The organism is Acidovorax soli (assembly GCF_014207955.1).
Classification (GTDB): domain Bacteria; phylum Pseudomonadota; class Gammaproteobacteria; order Burkholderiales; family Burkholderiaceae_C; genus Acidovorax; species Acidovorax soli_A.
Genome location: NZ_JACHLK010000001.1, coordinates 491,491 through 508,363, shown reverse-complemented (window position 1 = coordinate 508,363; position 16,873 = coordinate 491,491). Strand labels below are relative to the sequence as shown.

16 protein-coding genes are annotated in these 16,873 nt (G+C 70.2%); 8 read left to right on the top strand and 8 right to left on the bottom strand.

Annotated features, from left to right (window positions below):
• Window positions 1-47 precede the first annotated feature (47 nt).
• The 3 genes from HNP48_RS02390 to HNP48_RS02380 all read left to right on the top strand — a co-directional run bounded on the left by HNP48_RS02390 (window position 48) and on the right by HNP48_RS02380 (window position 1,558).
• Entirely contained in the window at window positions 48-680 is a 633-nt protein-coding gene (locus HNP48_RS02390) for a PolC-type DNA polymerase III (protein WP_184855237.1), read from the top strand.
• Window positions 681-774: 94 nt separating this feature from the next.
• A complete protein-coding gene (locus tag HNP48_RS02385; RefSeq protein WP_184855236.1) occupies window positions 775-1,032 on the top strand; it encodes a DUF3297 family protein in 258 nt (85 codons plus the stop codon).
• Window positions 1,033-1,051: 19 nt separating this feature from the next.
• Window positions 1,052-1,558 (top strand): reverse transcriptase-like protein, encoded by a 507-nt coding sequence (locus HNP48_RS02380; RefSeq protein WP_184855235.1) that lies wholly within the window; start codon window positions 1,052-1,054, stop codon window positions 1,556-1,558.
• Here HNP48_RS02380 and HNP48_RS02375 read toward each other — a convergent pair.
• From HNP48_RS02375 to HNP48_RS02350, 6 genes are all read right to left on the bottom strand, one after another.
• Entirely contained in the window at window positions 1,525-2,055 is a 531-nt protein-coding gene (locus HNP48_RS02375; protein ID WP_184855234.1) for a GFA family protein, read from the bottom strand. The genes HNP48_RS02380 and HNP48_RS02375 overlap by 34 nt on opposite strands.
• A 49-nt stretch (window positions 2,056-2,104) precedes the next feature.
• On the bottom strand, window positions 2,105-3,397 hold the full coding sequence (locus HNP48_RS02370) for an RNA polymerase sigma factor (RefSeq protein WP_184855659.1): 1,293 nt from the start codon (window positions 3,395-3,397) through the stop codon (window positions 2,105-2,107).
• A gap of 5 nt (window positions 3,398-3,402) precedes the next feature.
• The gene (locus HNP48_RS02365; protein WP_184855233.1) at window positions 3,403-3,813 is read right to left on the bottom strand and encodes a VOC family protein; all 411 of its coding nucleotides are present in this window, start codon (window positions 3,811-3,813) and stop codon (window positions 3,403-3,405) included.
• A gap of 89 nt (window positions 3,814-3,902) precedes the next feature.
• Complete coding sequence (locus tag HNP48_RS02360; protein ID WP_184855232.1) at window positions 3,903-4,436, bottom strand: SRPBCC family protein; 534 nt, start codon at window positions 4,434-4,436, stop codon at window positions 3,903-3,905.
• 24 nt (window positions 4,437-4,460) lie between these two features.
• Entirely contained in the window at window positions 4,461-4,877 is a 417-nt protein-coding gene (locus HNP48_RS02355; protein ID WP_184855231.1) for a YciI family protein, read from the bottom strand.
• 200 nt (window positions 4,878-5,077) lie between these two features.
• Window positions 5,078-6,409 carry a M20 family metallopeptidase gene (locus HNP48_RS02350; protein ID WP_184855230.1) on the bottom strand — a complete coding sequence of 444 codons (1,332 nt, stop codon included), beginning with the start codon at window positions 6,407-6,409 and terminating at the stop codon, window positions 5,078-5,080.
• Between the two features lie 125 nt (window positions 6,410-6,534).
• On the opposite strand from HNP48_RS02350, the gene HNP48_RS02345 reads away from it, so the two are divergent.
• Complete coding sequence (locus HNP48_RS02345; RefSeq protein ID WP_184855229.1) at window positions 6,535-7,419, top strand: LysR family transcriptional regulator; 885 nt, start codon at window positions 6,535-6,537, stop codon at window positions 7,417-7,419.
• Window positions 7,420-7,595: 176 nt separating this feature from the next.
• Window positions 7,596-11,513: a WG repeat-containing protein gene (locus HNP48_RS02340; RefSeq protein WP_184855228.1), complete on the top strand. Its 3,918-nt coding sequence runs from the start codon at window positions 7,596-7,598 to the stop codon at window positions 11,511-11,513.
• A gap of 167 nt (window positions 11,514-11,680) precedes the next feature.
• On the opposite strand, the gene HNP48_RS02335 is transcribed toward HNP48_RS02340, so the two are convergent.
• Both HNP48_RS02335 and HNP48_RS02330 read right to left on the bottom strand, forming a co-directional pair.
• A complete protein-coding gene (locus HNP48_RS02335) occupies window positions 11,681-12,046 on the bottom strand; it encodes a YciI family protein (RefSeq protein WP_184855227.1) in 366 nt (121 codons plus the stop codon).
• Window positions 12,047-12,095: 49 nt separating this feature from the next.
• The gene (locus HNP48_RS02330; RefSeq protein WP_184855226.1) at window positions 12,096-13,406 is read right to left on the bottom strand and encodes an aminotransferase class I/II-fold pyridoxal phosphate-dependent enzyme; all 1,311 of its coding nucleotides are present in this window, start codon (window positions 13,404-13,406) and stop codon (window positions 12,096-12,098) included.
• A gap of 40 nt (window positions 13,407-13,446) precedes the next feature.
• Here HNP48_RS02330 and HNP48_RS02325 point away from each other — a divergent pair, with 40 nt between their 5' ends.
• The 3 genes from HNP48_RS02325 to leuA all read left to right on the top strand — a co-directional run bounded on the left by HNP48_RS02325 (window position 13,447) and on the right by leuA (window position 16,832).
• A complete protein-coding gene (locus HNP48_RS02325) occupies window positions 13,447-14,151 on the top strand; it encodes a glutamine amidotransferase (protein ID WP_184855225.1) in 705 nt (234 codons plus the stop codon).
• Complete coding sequence (locus tag HNP48_RS02320) at window positions 14,148-14,846, top strand: MOSC domain-containing protein (RefSeq protein ID WP_184855224.1); 699 nt, start codon at window positions 14,148-14,150, stop codon at window positions 14,844-14,846. The genes HNP48_RS02325 and HNP48_RS02320 overlap by 4 nt, the downstream gene beginning before the upstream one ends.
• Before the next feature lie 297 nt (window positions 14,847-15,143).
• Window positions 15,144-16,832 (top strand): 2-isopropylmalate synthase, encoded by a 1,689-nt coding sequence (gene leuA / locus HNP48_RS02315; protein WP_184855223.1) that lies wholly within the window; start codon window positions 15,144-15,146, stop codon window positions 16,830-16,832.
• The last annotated feature ends 41 nt before the right edge of the window (window positions 16,833-16,873 follow it).

Below are 16,873 nucleotides of genomic sequence, written 5' to 3'. Positions count from 1 at the left end.
CACGGCCATGGACTTGTGTTTATGCTTCAGGCCTTTTTCAGCATTCCATGTCCCGCATCGCCGTCATCGACTTTGAAACCACAGGCGTCTCGCCCGGCCAGGGCGCGCGTGCGACCGAGGTGGCCATCGTGCTGCTGGAAAACGGCCGCCGGGTGGACCACTACCAGAGCCTGATGAAGACGGGCGCCTGGATCCCCGCCTTCATCACCCAGCTCACGGGCATCACCAATGCCATGGTGAATGCCGCGCCCGATGCCGCCGGCGTGATGCAGGACGCCGCGCGCTTTGTGGGCGATGCGCCCATGGTGGCGCACAACGCCGCGTTCGACAGCAAATTCTGGCAGGCCGAGCTGGCCCTGGCCGGCGTGGCCGCGCCACACGCCTTCGCCTGCACGGTGCTGCTGTCGCGCCGCCTGTACCCCGAGGCGCCGAGCCACAAGCTCGGCTCGCTGGTGGACTACCACGGCCTGCCACGCACCGGCCAGGCCCACCGGGCCCTGGCCGACGCCGAGATGGCGGCCGAGCTGCTGGCGCGCATGCAGCACGACCTGCGCCAGCGCTGGGGCGTGGCCGAGCCCGGCCATGCGCTGCTGATGGCGCTGCAGCGCTGCGCCAAGCCCCAGGTGGGCAAGCTGCTGGCCCAGCATGGCAACAGGCCTGCGGTACCGGCGGCCTGCTGATCCCCTGCCCGCAACCTTGCTTTGCCGGCGCGGGCATGCCGCCAAATCGCCGAAAATACGCGGTTGCCGACTTGAACCGAACCCCCTTGTTTCCATGACCGATACCACCCAAGCCCCACCGCTGCCCGACCACCTGTCTGCCGACCCGCGCAGCCCGCACCATGTGGCGGCCGTGTTCGAGCACGACATCGGCATCCGCTTCAATGGCAAGGACCGCACCGACGTGCAGGAATACTGCATCAGCGAGGGCTGGGTGAAGGTGCCTGCCGGCAAGACGCTGGACCGCAAGGGCCAGCCGCTGATCATCAAGCTCAAGGGCAAGGTCGAAGCCTACTACCGCCAGCCCGAGTAAGGCACCCTCCGCCGCAGCCATGGACCTGCCCGCGCCCTGGATCATCCACTGCGATGGCAGCGCCATTCCCAACCCGGGCCGCATGGGCCTGGGCGCCGTGCTGGTGGCGCCCGATGGCACGCAGCACACCTTGTCGCAGGCCACGCACACCACGGGCTGCAACAACGAGGCCGAGCTCGCCGCGCTGGTGCTGGCATTGAACGAAGCGCGCGCACGGGGCGCCACTTCACTGCAGATCTACAGCGACAGCAGCCTGCTCGTGGAGCAGATGGGCGCACCTGCGGCCGCCCACGCGCGGCTCGCGCCGCTGTACGCGGCGGCACGCGCGCTGCTGGCGGGCTTTGATGCCGTGCAGATGCAGTGGATACCGCGCCACCGCAATGGCGAAGCCGACGCGCTGGCGCGTGCGGCACTGGGGGCGGCGCCCAAGCCGGCCGTGCACCCGTCCCTGAAGCACCTGCCGCGCAAGAAGCGCAAGGCCCTGGCCGCCCCTCACAGCGGATCGAACCCCATCGACGCCCGGTAGGCCGCGATCCGCGGCAGCAGCACCTGGCGGCGCGCCAGGCTCTCGGACGGCCAATGCACCTCGCGTTCGTAGTATTCGGGCACCACCCTGGCGCCCTCGGGCAGCACCACCCAGGGCTGTTTGGACTGCGTGAAGATGTGGATGTCGGGCGGCAGGTGGTCGGGCGCATCGAGCGTGCCCACGCGCACAAAGGACACCAGCGGCCCCGCACCCGCGTAGTGGCTCCACAGGGCCACATGGCAGTGCGGGCAGCGCGCGATCTTCTGGCCCAGGCCGCTTTCCGAGGGCGTTTCGACCAGCACGGGCTTGCCGCCCAGCAGGTGCACGCGGTCGGCCTCGATCATGGCGTTGAGCGCAAACGAGGCCCCGCTCTCGCGCTGGCACCAGCGGCAGTGGCAGCAGTGCACGAACAGCGGCGCCGTCTCCATGCGGTAGCGCACATGGTGGCAGTCGCAGCCGCCTTCGAGCGGGAACGGGGGCGTGGGCGCAGGGTGCATGGCGGTCGCTCCTTGGAGGGCTGCACGTTACGGCAAAGACCGCCCCCTGTCACGCGCCGCATTGCGCCGCGCGCTGCAGCAGCAGCGCCTGCTCCTGCGCGTTGCGCGTGAGCGTGGCGGCATGCGCGAACTGGGTGCGGGCCTCGCCATGGCGGCCCAGCTTGGCCAGCAGGTCGCCGCGCACGCTGGGCAGCCAGTGGTAGTCGCGCAGGGCGGGGTCGGCACCCAGCTGCTCGACCAGCGCCAGCGCCGCAGCGGGCCCGTCGGCCATGCCCACGGCCACGGCGCGGTTGAGCGCCACCACGGGCGAGGGCGAGACCTGCAGCAAGGCGTCGTAGAGTGCCACGATGTGCTGCCAGTCGGTGTCCTCGGCGCGGCGCGCGCGGGCATGGCAGGCCGCGATGGCGCCCTGCAGCGCGTACGGCCCCCAGGGGTGGCCGGCGCGGGCCAGCTGCTCGGCCTTGTCGAGCGCGGCCAGGCCGCGACGCACCAGCAGGGCATCCCAGCGCGAGCGGTCCTGGTCCATGAGCAGCACGGGGCGGCCTTCGGCATCGGTGCGCGCAGCCAGGCGCGAGGCCTGGATCTCCAGCAGCGCCACCAGGCCCTGCACCTCAGGCTCGTCGGGCGCCAGGCCCGCGAGCACGCGCACCAGGCGCTGGGCCTCGCCGCACAGGGCCGGGCGCATCCAGTCGTCGCCCGCGGTGGCGGCATAGCCTTCGTTGAAGATGAGGTAGATGACTTCGAGCACCGAGGCCAGGCGCGGTGCACGCTCGGCCGCGCTGGGTACCTCGAAGGGCACATGCGCGGCCGTGAGGCTGCGCTTGGCGCGCACGATGCGCTGGGCCACGGTGGCCTCGGGCACCAGGAAGGCGCGCGCGATCTCCACCGTGGACAGCCCGCCCAGCAGCCGCAGCGTGAGGGCCACACGCGCCTCGGTGGACAGCACGGGGTGGCAGGCGGTGAAAATCAGGCGCAGCAGGTCGTCGCCGATGTCGTCCTGGCGCGCGGCGTCCAGGGCATCGACGAAGTCGGGCGCGTACTGGGCCTCCAGCGCCTCCATGTCGTGGCCCAGGGCCTCGTGCTCGCGCGCCTGCATGGCCTGCTGGCGCAGGTGGTCCAGGGCGCGGTTGCGGGCGGTGGTCATGAGCCAGGCGGCGGGGTTGTCAGGCAGGCCGGTGGCGGGCCAGTGCTCCAGGGCGGAGACCAGCGCATCCTGCGCCAGCTCCTCGGCCCGGCCCACGTCACGCGTCATGCGCGCCACCCGGGCGATGATGCGGGCCGCCTCGATGCGCCATACCGATTCGATGGTGCGGTGCAGCGCATCAGCGTCGGGCACGCCCATGGCCATCAGCCCAGGGCCTTGCTGGCGTCCACCATGTAGGCGAACTCCCAGGTGTGGCCGTCGAGGTCGTCAAAGCCGTGGCCGTACATGAAGCCATGGTCCTGCGGCGGGCGCGGTGCCGTGGCGCCGGCAGCGACGGCCTTGGCCACCAGGGTGTCGATCTCCTCGCGGCTCTGGGCCGAGAGGCAGACCAGCACTTCGGAGGTCTTCTTCGCGTCGGCGATGGCCTTGTCGGTGAAGGTCTTGTAGAACTCCTCGACCAGCAGCATCACGAACAGGTTCTCGCCCAGCACCAGGCAGGCGCCCTGCTCGTTGGTGAACTGGGGGTTGAAGTCGTAGCCCAGGGCGCGGAAGAAGGCTTGCGAGCGGCCCATGTCCTTGATGGGCAGGTTGACGAAGATCATCTGGTGTTGCATGGCGGTCTCCAAAAGTGGTGGAACGATAAGGGAAAAGAAACGGTTCTTGGGGCGGGGAAAACAGGGGGTGATGCGAAAGCCGGGCAGCATCACTTGGCGGCCTCGGCCGCGAGGAAGGCCAGGCCCTCCTCGAAGTCCTGGCCGACCATGCGGTCCATGTCGAAGAACAGGTGCATGATCTTGGCCAGGTAGGGCACAGGGCCGTGCATGGCCCAGGTGACGCGGGTGGATTGGCCCGCCTCGCCCTGGGGCTGCAGTGTGAAGTCCACGCGGTTGTGGGCCTCGAAGGGGGCGACGAAGTCGAGCTTCATGCCCACATGCGAGGGCGCCGTGGCCTCGGTGATCTCCATGCTGCCCGTGCCCACCTTGTCGCCCTGCCAGGCATAGCGCGCGCCGGGGCCGGCCGTGGCGGCGCTGTACTGGCCCTTGGCACCCGGGTCCTTGCGCTCGTAGGGGTTCCAGGTGTTGAAGCGGCGCAGGTCCTGGACCAGGCCGAACACGCGCTCGGGCGGGGCCTCGATCACGCGGCTGCGCTCCACACGGAAGCTACCGGGGCGCGTGGCGGCAAAGGCCAGCAGCAGCGCGACGGCCGCCAGGGCCACGAGGGCAAGGGTCTTGAGCATGGTGGTTCTCCGCAGATGGGGGCTTCAGTGGCGAGCGGCTTCGATGTCGCGAAAGCGCTGCACGGCCTCGCCCTGCACGAAGTCGTCGAGCTCGAAGACCGGGCGCACCTCGATCTCGGCTTCCAGCCCTTCGCCGCGCGGGTTGGGAAAGCGCCGGGCCCATTCCATGGCCTCTTCGCGCGAACGCACCTGGATCAGCGTGTAGCCGGCCAGCAGTTCCTTGGTCTCGGCAAACGGGCCGTCGACCACCGTGCGCTGGCCGCCGCTGCCGTAGCGCACGCGCCAGCCGTGGCTGCTGGCCTTGAGGCCCATGCCGTCGAGCAGCACGCCGGCGCGCGACAGCTCCTCGTGGTAGGCGCCCATGGCGGCCAGCAGGTCCTCGCCGGGCAGCACGCCGGCCTCGCTCTCGGGGCTGGCCTTGACCAGAATCATGAATCGCATGGCAGATCTCCTGTGGTGGAAGTGGCGGCGCGGAGACCAAGATTTCTCTGCGCTCATACCTCCACGACGGATGGGCAACCGCGGAATCGACACGGATTCTGGAAAACCAGGGTTTTCACCTAGAAAATTCCCGCCTTCCGAAGGAAAACAGCCCATGCCGGGTGCGGCATGGGCTGTTTGGCGAACGGGGACTGCGGCGCTCAGCGCTTGGCGGCAGGGCTCTGCGCCATGTACGCCAGGGTGGCGCTGGTGAGGGCGCGCACGCCGATGCGCAGCGCTTTCTCGTCGATCACGAATTCGGACGAGTGGTTGGGCGCGCCGGATTTGTCGCCGAACGGCGAGGCATAGAGGTTCCAGAACACCACGGGCACGCCGCTGCCACCGAAGGAGCCGAAGTCTTCCGAGCCCATGGAGGGCGGCACCTCGCGGGCCTTGTCGGCACCGCCGGCGGCGGCCGCAAAGGCAGGGGCCAGGGCGGCGGTGATCTTCGGGTCGCTGACCACGACCTCGTAGCCGGTGTCGATGGTCACTTCGGCCGTGAGCCCCGCGCTCTCGGCGATCTTCTCGGCCTTGAGGCGGATGCCCTCGTGCGCGATCTTCTGGTTGCGCGCCGACAGCGAGCGCACGGTGCCGCCGATCTCGGCCGTGTCGGGCAGGATGTTCACGCGGTTGCCGCTTTGCAGCAGGCCCACGGTGACCACGGTGGGGCCGTCGAGCGGGTCGATCTGCTGGCTGATGATGCCTTGCAGGGCGAGCACGATCTCGGCCGCGGCCAGCGTGGGGTCCTTGGCCGTCCAGGGCGAGGAGCCATGGCCGCCCTTGCCCTTGAGCTTGATGTTGAAGGCATCGCCGCTGGCCATGAAGCTGCCCGCACGGTAGGCCAGGGTGTTGCCCGGGGCGCGGGCGCTGATGTGCTGGCCCATGACGACGTCGACCTTGGGGTTCTCGAGCACCTTGGCCTCCATCATGGCCTTGGCACCGCTGGGCACGGGGCCGGGGCCCAGTTCCTCGGCCGGCTGGAACAGGAAGACCACCGTGCCCGTGAGCTCGCTGCGCACGCTGGACAGGGCCTGGGCCGCGCCCAGCAGCATGGCGACATGGGTGTCATGCCCGCAGGCGTGGGAGACGGGGGTCTCATTGCCGCGCCACTGGGCGCGCGCGGTGGACTTGAAGGGCAGGTCGTTGCGCTCCTGCACGGGCAGGGCATCCATGTCGGCACGCAGGGCCACCACAGGGCCGGGCTTGCCGCCGCGCAGCACGGCCTTGATGCCGGTCTTGGCAATGCCGGTCTGCACCTCGATGCCGGGCATCTTGGCCAGCGCCGCCGCGATGTAGGCGGCAGTCTGCACCTCTTCGTACGACAGCTCCGGGTGCTGGTGGATATGGCGGCGCCAGGCGATCACCTGGGGCTCGGCCGCATCGGACAGGGCCAGCACGCGCTGGGCCAGGGGCGATGCCGTCTGGCTCTGGGCAGAGGAGGTGAACGCCAGGCTGGCGAGCAGGGCAGCAAGGGGCAGAAGCCGGTGGGTCATGGAAAAGGCCTTGGGGAAGGGTGGGAACGACGGCCCCCACTCTATCGGCACACCCATGCCGCGAACAGTCACAATTTCGTTATGGCGAAAACCAAATTGCATCACCTTTCGCACTCCACTTGCCGATGAAACCGCACCAGCTCAAGGCCTTTCTCTGCGTGATGGAGCTGCGCAGCATCCGCCAGGCGGCGACTGCGCTGCACATCACCCAGCCCGCTATTTCGCGCGCGATCCGCGAACTGGAGGACCACCTTGCGGTGCCGCTGTTCGTGCGCGGTGCCCAGGGCGTCACACCCACGGAATATGGCCTGGCTTTCGAGCGGCGCGCGCGCTTGCTGGAGCAGGAGGCCGAGCGCGCCCGCGACGAGCTGCGCCAGATGCGCGATGGCCGGCTGGGCTGCGTGCGTGTGGCCGTGTCGTCCGTGCCTGCGATGGCACTGCTGCCCCAGGCGCTGGCGCTGTTCCGTGCCGCGCTGCCGGCCACGGCACTGGAGTTCAGCGAGGGCTTGGCGCCCATGGTGCTGCCGGCGCTGCGCGAAGGCCTGCTGGACCTGGCCCTGGTGCAGCACCGCATGGAGCGCACGGGCCCCGAGTTCGATTGCGAGGAACTGCTCACCACACCGCTGGCCATCTGCGCGCGCGTGGGCCATGCCCGTGCACGGGCGCGCAGCCTGGCGGCCCTGCAGGGCGAGGAGTGGGTGGGCTGGGACCGGGCCATGGTGGAAGACCTGTTCGCCGGCAGTGGCACGGAGCCGCCCCCGCGCATCGTGGTGAGCCGCTCGATGGAGATCACGCGCGCCCTGGTGGGCCGGGGCGACCTGGTCAGCGTGTTTGTGCGCCCGGTGGTGGACCGGGAGCTGGCGCGCCACGGCATCCGCACGATCCCGGTGCGCGAGCAGCTGCCCGAGCTGACCATCAGTGCCATCACCCGGCGCGGCGCACTGCCCACCCCGGCCGCAGCGAAGTTCCTGGCCGCGGTGCGCACAGCCGCCAATTCCCTTCGGCACTGAAGGCAACAATTTTCACCAACTGATACATCCACGCCGCCCGGCCCGGCGCCACCCGACAGGGCGTGGTGCCGGGTGGCGCAAAGCGTGACAAATGCCCGGCTTTTCGCGCAGGCAGGGGATTCGGGGCCCGGAGTTTCCAGGCCCGCCCTTACGATCCCGCGCGGAGGAAAAGGACCATGGACAAGAACACCGCTGCCACCCCCCCGTGGATCGCCCACATCCCGCTGTCCCCCGACAGCTCGCGCCACGCCCGTGTCATCGTGCACCCGGGCCGGGCCATCAGCCCGCCCGAGGGGCTGCAGGCCCTGCTGCGCTTCAACGCCGACGGACAGGGGGGCTGGATCTCTGCCGCCCAGGCGGGCGATGGCCGCTGGGGCTACATCGACGCCGAAGGCCGCTGGCGCGTGCCGCCCACGCTGGAGAACGCGCGCAACTATTCCGAGGACGGCATGGCGCGCTTCCAGCAGGACGGGCGCTGGGGCTTCGTGAACCTCGCAGGCGAGGTGGTGGTACCGCCGAGCTTCGAGGAAACGCAACCCTTCCGCGACGGGCTGTGCGCGGTGAAGGTGGGGGACAAGGCCTGGCGCATCATCGATCGGGACGGGCGCTTCACCTGTGCAGAAAGCTTCCACGAGCTGGGCCTGTTCGGCGCTGGCGGACTGGCCCGCGCCACGGTCTGGAAGAAAGGCCCCAACCAACGCGTTCAGGGCTTCGTCGACCGTGAAGGCCGCTGGGTGATCGAGCCGCGCTTCCAATCGGCCAAGGCCTTCGGTGAACTGCCCGTGACCCCGGCCTCGCTGGATGGCGACAGTTATGGCCTGATCGATACCCGCGGCCAATGGGTGCTGGAGCCGCGCTACCCCAGCATCGACGCGTTCAACAGCAAAGGGCTGGCCTATTTCGACGAGCCCAACTCCTGGGACAACGGCCATGGCTACCTGGATGCCAAGGGCCATGTGGTGGTGAAGGGCGAGCGCCACCTTTCGCGGCACATGGCCTGCGGCCTGGCCGCCAGCACCTACAACGGCACCGCCTTCCTGCGCGCTGACGGCACGCCGCTGCCCACCCCGCCGCTGGCCTGGGGCAGCCACTTCCGCACGGAAGCGGACTGTGCCGTGGTGCGCACCTACCAGCGCCGCAAGGAAGACCGCCCGGCCACCTGGGGCCTGCTGCACACCGATGGCCGGGTGTTCACCGTGGACGATGCGCTGCTCGAGCCCCTGACCGATGGCGAAGGCTGGCTGGTGGGCGAGCAGCCCGACACCCCCGTGGTGCCCTTTCTCACGCGCGATGGCCAGGTGGCCTTTGTCGACAAGCAAGCCGCCGTGGTCTGGCGCGCCGTGTACGACGGCCAGCACGCCACGCTGTTCGATGCCGAGGGCCAGGCGCTGTGGCGCAGCGGCGCGCAGGAGAACTGCTGGCCGCCCCGGCCCTTCTTCGCGCCTGCGCCCACCGAACACCTCGAAGCCGTCGACAGCGTGGAAGGCATCGCCCCGCTGGCCCAGACCCTGCTGGACGAAGCCGAGGCCCGGCTGCACCAGCTGGCCGCTGGCGCAACGCTGGAGCGCGAATCCCCATCGGATGACGACGATGATGAGGAGGAGGATGAGGACGACGACGGTGAAGACGAAGACACCGTGCAGGCGAACCGCGCGGTGGTGGTGCGGCGCGTCGCGCGCACCTACACCAGCGAGGAACACAACGGCCACTACGACTACCTGGCCAGCGAACTCGACCAGGCCGTGAACGGTATCCGCGAGGCCATGGTCCAGGCCTTGTCCGCGCGCTACGGCACGCCCGACCCCGACCCCGAGCACGCCGCCCCCTGGAACCGTTCGGGCGATCTCACCCAGGCCTGGGCCGTGCCGCTGGCACAGGCCCTGCCGGGCGACAGCGGCGTGCTGCGCGAATCGCGCGAGCAATGGCTCACGCTGTACAAGCATTCGGACTCGGGCGACGGCGATACCTGGTCGGAGCTGTACCTGATGGTGGCGCCCAGCCTGGACGCACTGGAGACGGCGCGCCGTGCGCGCCGCGGCGTGGCGCCCCAGGAGTCCGGCGGCGGCCAGGAGGGGGAGGCCGCAGAGGACAGCGATGGTGCGGCGGATGCGCAGCGCCCCCTACCCCAGACGCGCGAGGAATGGCTGCAGGCCGTGGCCAGCGACCGCTATGCGATCGCCCATGTGCCCGCCCCCTGGCTCGACGATGCCATGGTGGACGCGGCCCTGGCCAACGATGTGGAAGCCCTGGCCTGGGTGCCCGGCCCGTTCCAGACCCCGGCGCGGCTGGAGGCGCTGATCCGCCGCGGCGTGGACGAGGCCTCGAACATCCCGCCCGAATGCATGACCGCCGAAGGCCTGGCCCTGGCGCGCGAGCTCTATGCCGGCCAGCACGAGTGGGACTGGCGCGACGAGCGCAACAGCCGCCTGCCCAAGACCTGGGACCACAACAGCCTGTGCGACATCTGGGGCTGCCTGCTCACGCCGGAACTCGCGCTCAAGGCGGTGCGCGCCAAGGCCCCGCTGCGCGATCTGGCGCACTGGCTGCGCACCGATGCGGTGGAGCAGGCCGCGCTCAAGGCCGATATCTACAACATCAGCTACATCGACAAGGCGAAGATCACGCCGGAACTGGCCGCCCTCGCGGTGCGGCACGACTATGGCAACCTGATCGAAGAGATTCCCGCCGAACTCATCACGCCCGAGCTGTGCCTGGTGTCGGCGCGCGTCAACGGCCTGTCGCTCGAAAAGATCGCCGAGCCGCTGCGCAGCGTGCCGGTCTGCGTGGCCGCGCTCAAGGACCGCTCGGATGTGTTCCTGCATGTGCCCGAGGCCCTGCGCCTGGCAGTGACCACACAGCTGATCGAAGACGATCTGGCCGAGGCACGCAAGGACGGCGAGCCGCGCGAGGGCAGCCACTGGCATGGCTACCGTGCCTGGGTGAAGCTCTGGGCCGGCGACCACGAGGGCGCGATTGCCGATGCACAGCTCGGCCGCCCGCAGATGCGCTACGAGCAGCACGCGCACTATGTGCTGGCCAGTGCCTACCGGGCCCTGGGGCGCGAGCAGGAGGCGGCGCTGGAGGCATCGACCGTGCTCTCCATCCACTCGCCCTACAGCGCGCAATGGGACGATGCCGAGGACACGCGCTGGCTGCAGGCGTTGGCGCAGGGCCAGGCCGGCGCGGCCGACGATGCGGCGCTGGTGGCGCAGCTGCAGTCGCACCCGCGCACGCTGGCCGACATTCCGCGCGAGCGCATCACCGATGCCATGGTGGACGCGGCCCTGGCCGCCGACGAGGACACGGTGCGCTTCGTGCCGCGCCGGCTGATGACGCCGGCACGCTACGCGGCCGCGCTGCGCCAGGGCGTCAAGGAGTTCAAGCAGATCCCACCGGCCCTGCTGAGCGAGGAGGCCTGCATCGAGTACGTCAAGGACGGTGGCTGGCGCCTGGAGTACCTGCCCGAGGCCTGGCGCACGCTCACCGTCTGCGCCTACGCCGTGCGGCGCAGCAGCAGCGCCATCGAACATGTGCCCGAGGCCCTGCGTGACCAGGTGCCCGGTGCGATCAAGAAGCTGCCGCCCGAGGACGACGACGATTCGTCCGGCGGCTCCTCGTCATCCAGCGACTGGCTGACCCGCAAGCTCGTCGACTCGGTGATGGGCAGCCAGCAGACGGCCTCCAGCCGGCTGCAGCAGAAGGGCCTCTTCACGGCCTTCATCGTCAAGACCATGCTGGGCGCCAAGTCCGACGACACGCCCACGCTCAAGGGCCTGGCGGGCTGGTTCGAGGTGCGGCCCTTCCTGGCCATGGTGAACAACCTGGTGCTGGGTCTGGCCGCCCTGATCGCCCATGCCTTCGTGTCCGTGGGCGCCTGGCGCGCCGAAGGCCCCTGGGTGGGCCTGGGCACCTTCGCGCTGATGGGCTTCTCGGAGCTGTACTGGGCCTGGCGTTTCTTCTTCTCCACCCCGTTCCGGCCCGGCCTGGGCGTGGCCTGCCTGGTGGTGATGCTCTATGTCTTCGCCTGGCGCTGGATGTACCGGCGCATCGGCCTCGTTTATGCAGCCCAGGCCAAGGAGAAGGGCGAGGACTGAGAGCTCAGAAGGTGTGAATGGATCCGGCGTGTCCGAGCAGGCCGCCACAACGCGTGCGATCTAGGCGCAAAGCACAGCCATAGCTCGGGCTATGGCGAGCATTTGCTTTCGACGAGCGCGCGTGTTTTGGCGGGATGAGCGGGCATGTCGGATTCGTTCACACCTTCTTAGGCCGTGGCGCCGTCGTAGCAGGGGGCTATCGCGCGCACCTCGATCGTGGCCCACTCGGCCGCCGGGCATTCGCGCGCGATGGCCAGGGCCTCTTCGCGCGTGGCGCAGTCCACGAGGAAGAAGCCGCCGACCATCTCCTTGGTCTCGGCGAAGGGGCCGTCCACCAGGCGCGGCTGGCCTTCGCGCACCTGCAGGCGCACGCCTTTGGTGTCGTTGGCCAGCGATTCACCGCCGAGCAGCAGGCCGCGCGCCTGCAGGCCGGCACCAAAGCGCTGCATGCGCGCATAGACCTCCTGCCCGGCGGCCAGGCCACGCTCGGCGCGCTGGCCTGGGGGTTCCATGATGAGCAGCATGTAGGGCATGGGATCGTCTCCGGTGCGGGGGGTGGTGAAGATGGCGCGATTCTAGAGCTCAGAAAACGGCACGGCCGGGGGTGCGCAGCGCCTGCGCCAGGTCGGCCGCCAGGCGGGGCATGTCCAGGGGTTTGCATTCGCCCAGGCTCACGCGCACGGCCGGTGCGCTGGCCAGGCGCAGCGGGGTGCCGGCCTGCACGGCCCAGCCGCGCGAGGCCAGGGACTGCACGACGGCCGCCTCGTCGGCCACGGGCAGCCACAGGTGCAGGCCCTCGCCCGGTGGCACGGCGACCTGGTGCAGGGCCAGTGCCTGGACCAGGGTCTGGCGCCGCGCCGCGTACGAACCACCCGCCTGGGCCAGCGCGCTGCCCTCGCGCATCTGGCGCCACAGGCCGGCCGCCAGGCCCTGCAGGATGCGGCTGACCCAGCGCGGCCCCAGGGCCTGCTGCGCCCGCATGGACTGCAGCAGGGCAGGGCTGCCCGTGGCCAGGGCCACGCGCAGGTCGGGCCCGAGGAATTTGCTGACCGATACCACATGCAGCCACAGCGCGGGCAGCGAGGCCGCCATGGCCAGCGGTGCGCCGGACAGCGGGCCCCAGTGGTCGTCGAGCACCACGAGCAGCTGGGGCAAGGCCTGCAGCTGGCGGCGCAGCGCCTTCCAGCGCGCGGGGCTGACAGCAGCCCCCGTGGGGTTGTGGGCGCGCGGCGTGAGCACCAGGGCCGCACAGCCCTGGAGCACGGCAGCATCGGGCACACACAGGCCCTCGCCATCCACCGGCAGGGGCACGGGCTTCAGGCGCAGGCTGTGCAGCAGCGCCACCATGGGCGGCCAGCAGGGGTCTTCGACCGCGACGCGCTCGCCGGGGTGCGTGTGCGCGCGCAGGGCGCGTTCCACGGCATCCAGGGTGCCCGAGAACACCCCGACCTGCTCACAGGGCAGGCCCTGGGCCGTAAGCCATTGCCGTGCCTCGGCCTGCAGCGCGGGCAGGTCGGCCGGGGCCTCGTAGCCGGCCGAGGCAGCCAGCGCCGCCCAGGCCGCCGCACCGCCCTGCAATTGGGGCAGCAAAGACGCATCGACATTGCCGCTGGCCAGGTCGCGCAGGCCTGCGGGCACGGCATAGGCCTGGGGCAGGCTTGCGGGCGGGGCGACCACGCGCGTGCCGCGGCGCCCGTCGGTCACCACATGGCCGGCATCGCGCAGGCGCGCATAGGCCACCGCCACGGTGTTGGGGTTGACGGCCAGTTGCTGCGCCAGCGCGCGCACGGCGGGCAGGGCATCGCCGGGCTGCAGCGCGCCGCTGCGCAGCGCTTGCAGCAGGCTGTCGGCAATCTCGGCAGCGGTTTTTCCCGAAATGTACAATGTACTCATACATTCATTTTAATGTACTAGTACAAAAAAGGAAACCGCCATGAAAACCGCGCTCGTGCTGCGCCATGTGCCCTTCGAGGACCTGGGCCTGCTCGCGCCCTTGCTGCAGCAGCGCGGCTACGCCGTGCGCATGCACGACGCCGGGGTGGGGCCACTGGAGGACCACCTGCACCCAGCGCCCGATCTGCTGGTGGTGCTGGGCGGGCCCATCGGTGCCTTCGACGAGGCGGCCTATCCCTTCCTCACCGATACGCTGGCGCTGCTGCGCGAGCGGCTGGCGCGCCGGCTGCCGGTGCTGGGTGTCTGCCTGGGCGCGCAACTGATGGCGCGGGCCCTGGGTGCCGGCGTGGCCCCCATGGGGCACAAGGAGATCGGCTTTGCGCCGCTGGTGCTCACGGCCGATGGCGGGCGTTCGGTACTGGCCCCTTTGGCCGATGGCACACCGGTGCTGCACTGGCATGGCGACCAGTTCGACATCCCGGCCGGTGCCCGGGGCCTGGCCACCACGCCGCGGTGCCCGCACCAGGCCTTTGCCGTGGGCACGCATGCGCTGGGCCTGCAGTTCCACCTGGAAGCAGATCTCTCGCGCATCGAGCAGTGGCTGGTGGGCCATGCCTGCGAACTGGCCGCGGCGGGCGTGGACCTGCATGCCCTGCGCGCCGGTGCACGCGAGCACGGTGCGGCACTGGCCCGCGCGGCCGACGCCGTGTTCGGCGCCTGGCTCGACGGCATCGGCGCCCCATGACCCCGGTGCTGCTGGGCCAGGTGGCGGCCGTGCTGCGCGGGGCTGCCGTACCCTTCGGCGACCGGCCAGACGTGCGCAGCGCCATCGCCAAGCACGCCGTCACCGGCCCGGTGCGGGTGGATGCGGCCGGACTGCAGGGTGACGAACAGGGCGACACGCGCATCCATGGCGGCCCCGACAAGGCCGTGCACCAGTACCCGCTGGACCACTATGCGGCATGGCGCAGCGAGCTCGGCGATCTGCCCGTGCTGGAGCGCCCCGGCGCCTTTGGCGAGAACATCGCCAGCACCGGCATGGCCGAGGCCGACCTGTGCTGGGGCGACCAGGTGCGCATGGGCAGCGTGCTGTTCGAGGTGGCGCAGACGCGCCAGCCCTGCTGGAAACTCAACACCCGCTTCGGCCAGCGCGACATGGCGCTGCGCCTGCAGCGCACGGGCCGCACCGGCTGGTACTACCGCGTGCTGGAACCGGGCACGCTGCAGGCGGGCGATGCCATCACGCTGGTGGCGCGGCCACACGCGGACTGGCCGCTGTCGCGCGTGATCGAGGTGCTCTACCACCGCACGCTCGATGCAGGCCTGCTGCGCGCATTGGCGGCGCTGCCGCAATTGCCACCCTCGTGGCAGAAGCTGGTGGCGCGGCGGCTGGAGCAGGGCGAGGTCGAGGACTGGGACCGGCGCACACAAGGCCGTTGAAAAGCCGGGGCTTGGCAGCGCGGCAAGGCCTGTGCTAGGATTTGCCGCTATGCAACGCAGCATGTCCCTATCCACCCTAGCTCTAGGCCTAGTGCCTGGCCGGGGTCTGCCTGCGTTCGCCACTGTCGTTGCCATTCCGCGCAACACCTGATTTCCCCCTGACCCCGGCCCGCGAACCAGCCTTTGCACACGTGCAAAGGGCTGCAGGGGACGTCATCCGTATTCATTTCGTTTGACCTGCATGCAGGCGGCGCCCACCACATGGCGCACTGCACGCACCTGTTCGTGGAGCCTCTCATGATTGCCAAGCCCGCCACCAAGTACCAGCCCATCGCCCCGGTTGCACTCACCGACCGCACCTGGCCCTCGCGTTCCATCACCCAGGCACCGATCTGGTTGTCCACCGACCTGCGCGACGGCAACCAGGCCCTGTTCGAGCCGATGAACGGCGAGCGCAAGATGCGCCTGTTCCAGGAGCTCGTGCGCATCGGCTTCAAGGAGATCGAGGTGGGCTTTCCGGCCGCCTCGCAGACCGATTTCGACTTTGTGCGCCGCCTCATCGACGAGGACCAGGTGCCCGCCGACGTGACCATCATGGTCATGACGCAGTCGCGCCCCGACCTGATCGAGCGCACCGTGGAGGCCGTGCGCGGCGCGCCGCGCGCCATCGTGCACCTGTACAACGCCACGGCCCCGGCCTGGCGGCGCATCGTCTTCGGCATGAACGTGACCCAGGTCATGGAGTTCATCGACCAGAACGTCTCGCACCTCAAGCGCCTGACCGATGCCGAGCCCGGCACCGAGTGGACGCTGCAGTACTCGCCCGAGACCTTCAGCGCCACCGAGCTCGAGGTCTCGCTGCGCGCCTGCCAGACTGCGATCCAGGCCTGGGGCGTGGGCCCGGGCCGGCGCATCATCATCAACCTGCCGACCACGGTGGAGAACGCCACGCCCAACGTGTTCGCCGACCAGATCGAGTGGATGCACCGGCGCCTGGCACCGCGCGAGCATGTGGTGCTCTCGGTGCACCCGCACAACGACCGCGGCACCGGCGTGGCCGCGGCCGAGCTGGCCATGATGGCCGGTGCCGACCGCGTGGAGGGCTGCCTCTTCGGCAACGGCGAGCGCTGCGGCAACGTGGACATCGTGACCCTGGCGCTCAACATGTACACCCAGGGCGTGCACCCGGGCCTGGACTTCTCGGACATCACCGCCGTGGCGCGCGTGGCCGAGGAATGCACGGCCCTGCCCGTGCACCCGCGCCACCCCTATGCGGGCGACCTGGTGTTCACCGCGTTCTCGGGCTCGCACCAGGACGCGATCAAGAAGGGCTTTGCCGCGCAGGACCCGAATGCGCTCTGGGAAGTGCCCTACCTGCCCATCGACCCCGCCGACCTGGGCCGCACCTACGACAGCGTGATCCGCGTGAACAGCCAGTCGGGCAAGGGCGGCATCGCCTTCTTGCTCGAACGCGAGCACGGCGTGGTGATGCCACGGCGCATGCAGGTGGAGTTCAGCGCCGTGGTGCAACGCCAGACCGATGCCAGCGAGGGCGAGATGACCGGCGATGCGCTGTGGAGCCTGTTCCAGGCCACCTACCTGGCCACGGGCCCGGGTGCGGCCATCGTCTGCCACGGCCACAAACTGGCCGATGACGGCCAGGGCATCGAGCTCGACGTGAGCATCGACGGCACGCGCCAGACCCTGCAGGGGCAGGGCAACGGCCCGATTGCCGCGACCGTGGACGCGCTGGGCCTGCCGCTGCGCGTGGACCACTACGAGGAGCGCGCCACGGGCACGGGCGCCAATGCCCAGGCCCTGGCCATCGTGGAAGCCGCGCTCGAAGGCGTGGCAGGCTCCACCTTCGGCGCGGGCGCCAGCCACAACATCGTGACCGCCTCGGTGCAGGCCATCGTGAGCGTGGCCAACCGGCTCGCGCAGCGCCGCGGCGAAGGCACGCGCGCTGCCACCACCGCTGCGGCATAGACGGCGGAGGAACAGGGATCCGAAAGGGCGCTGCCGGCACA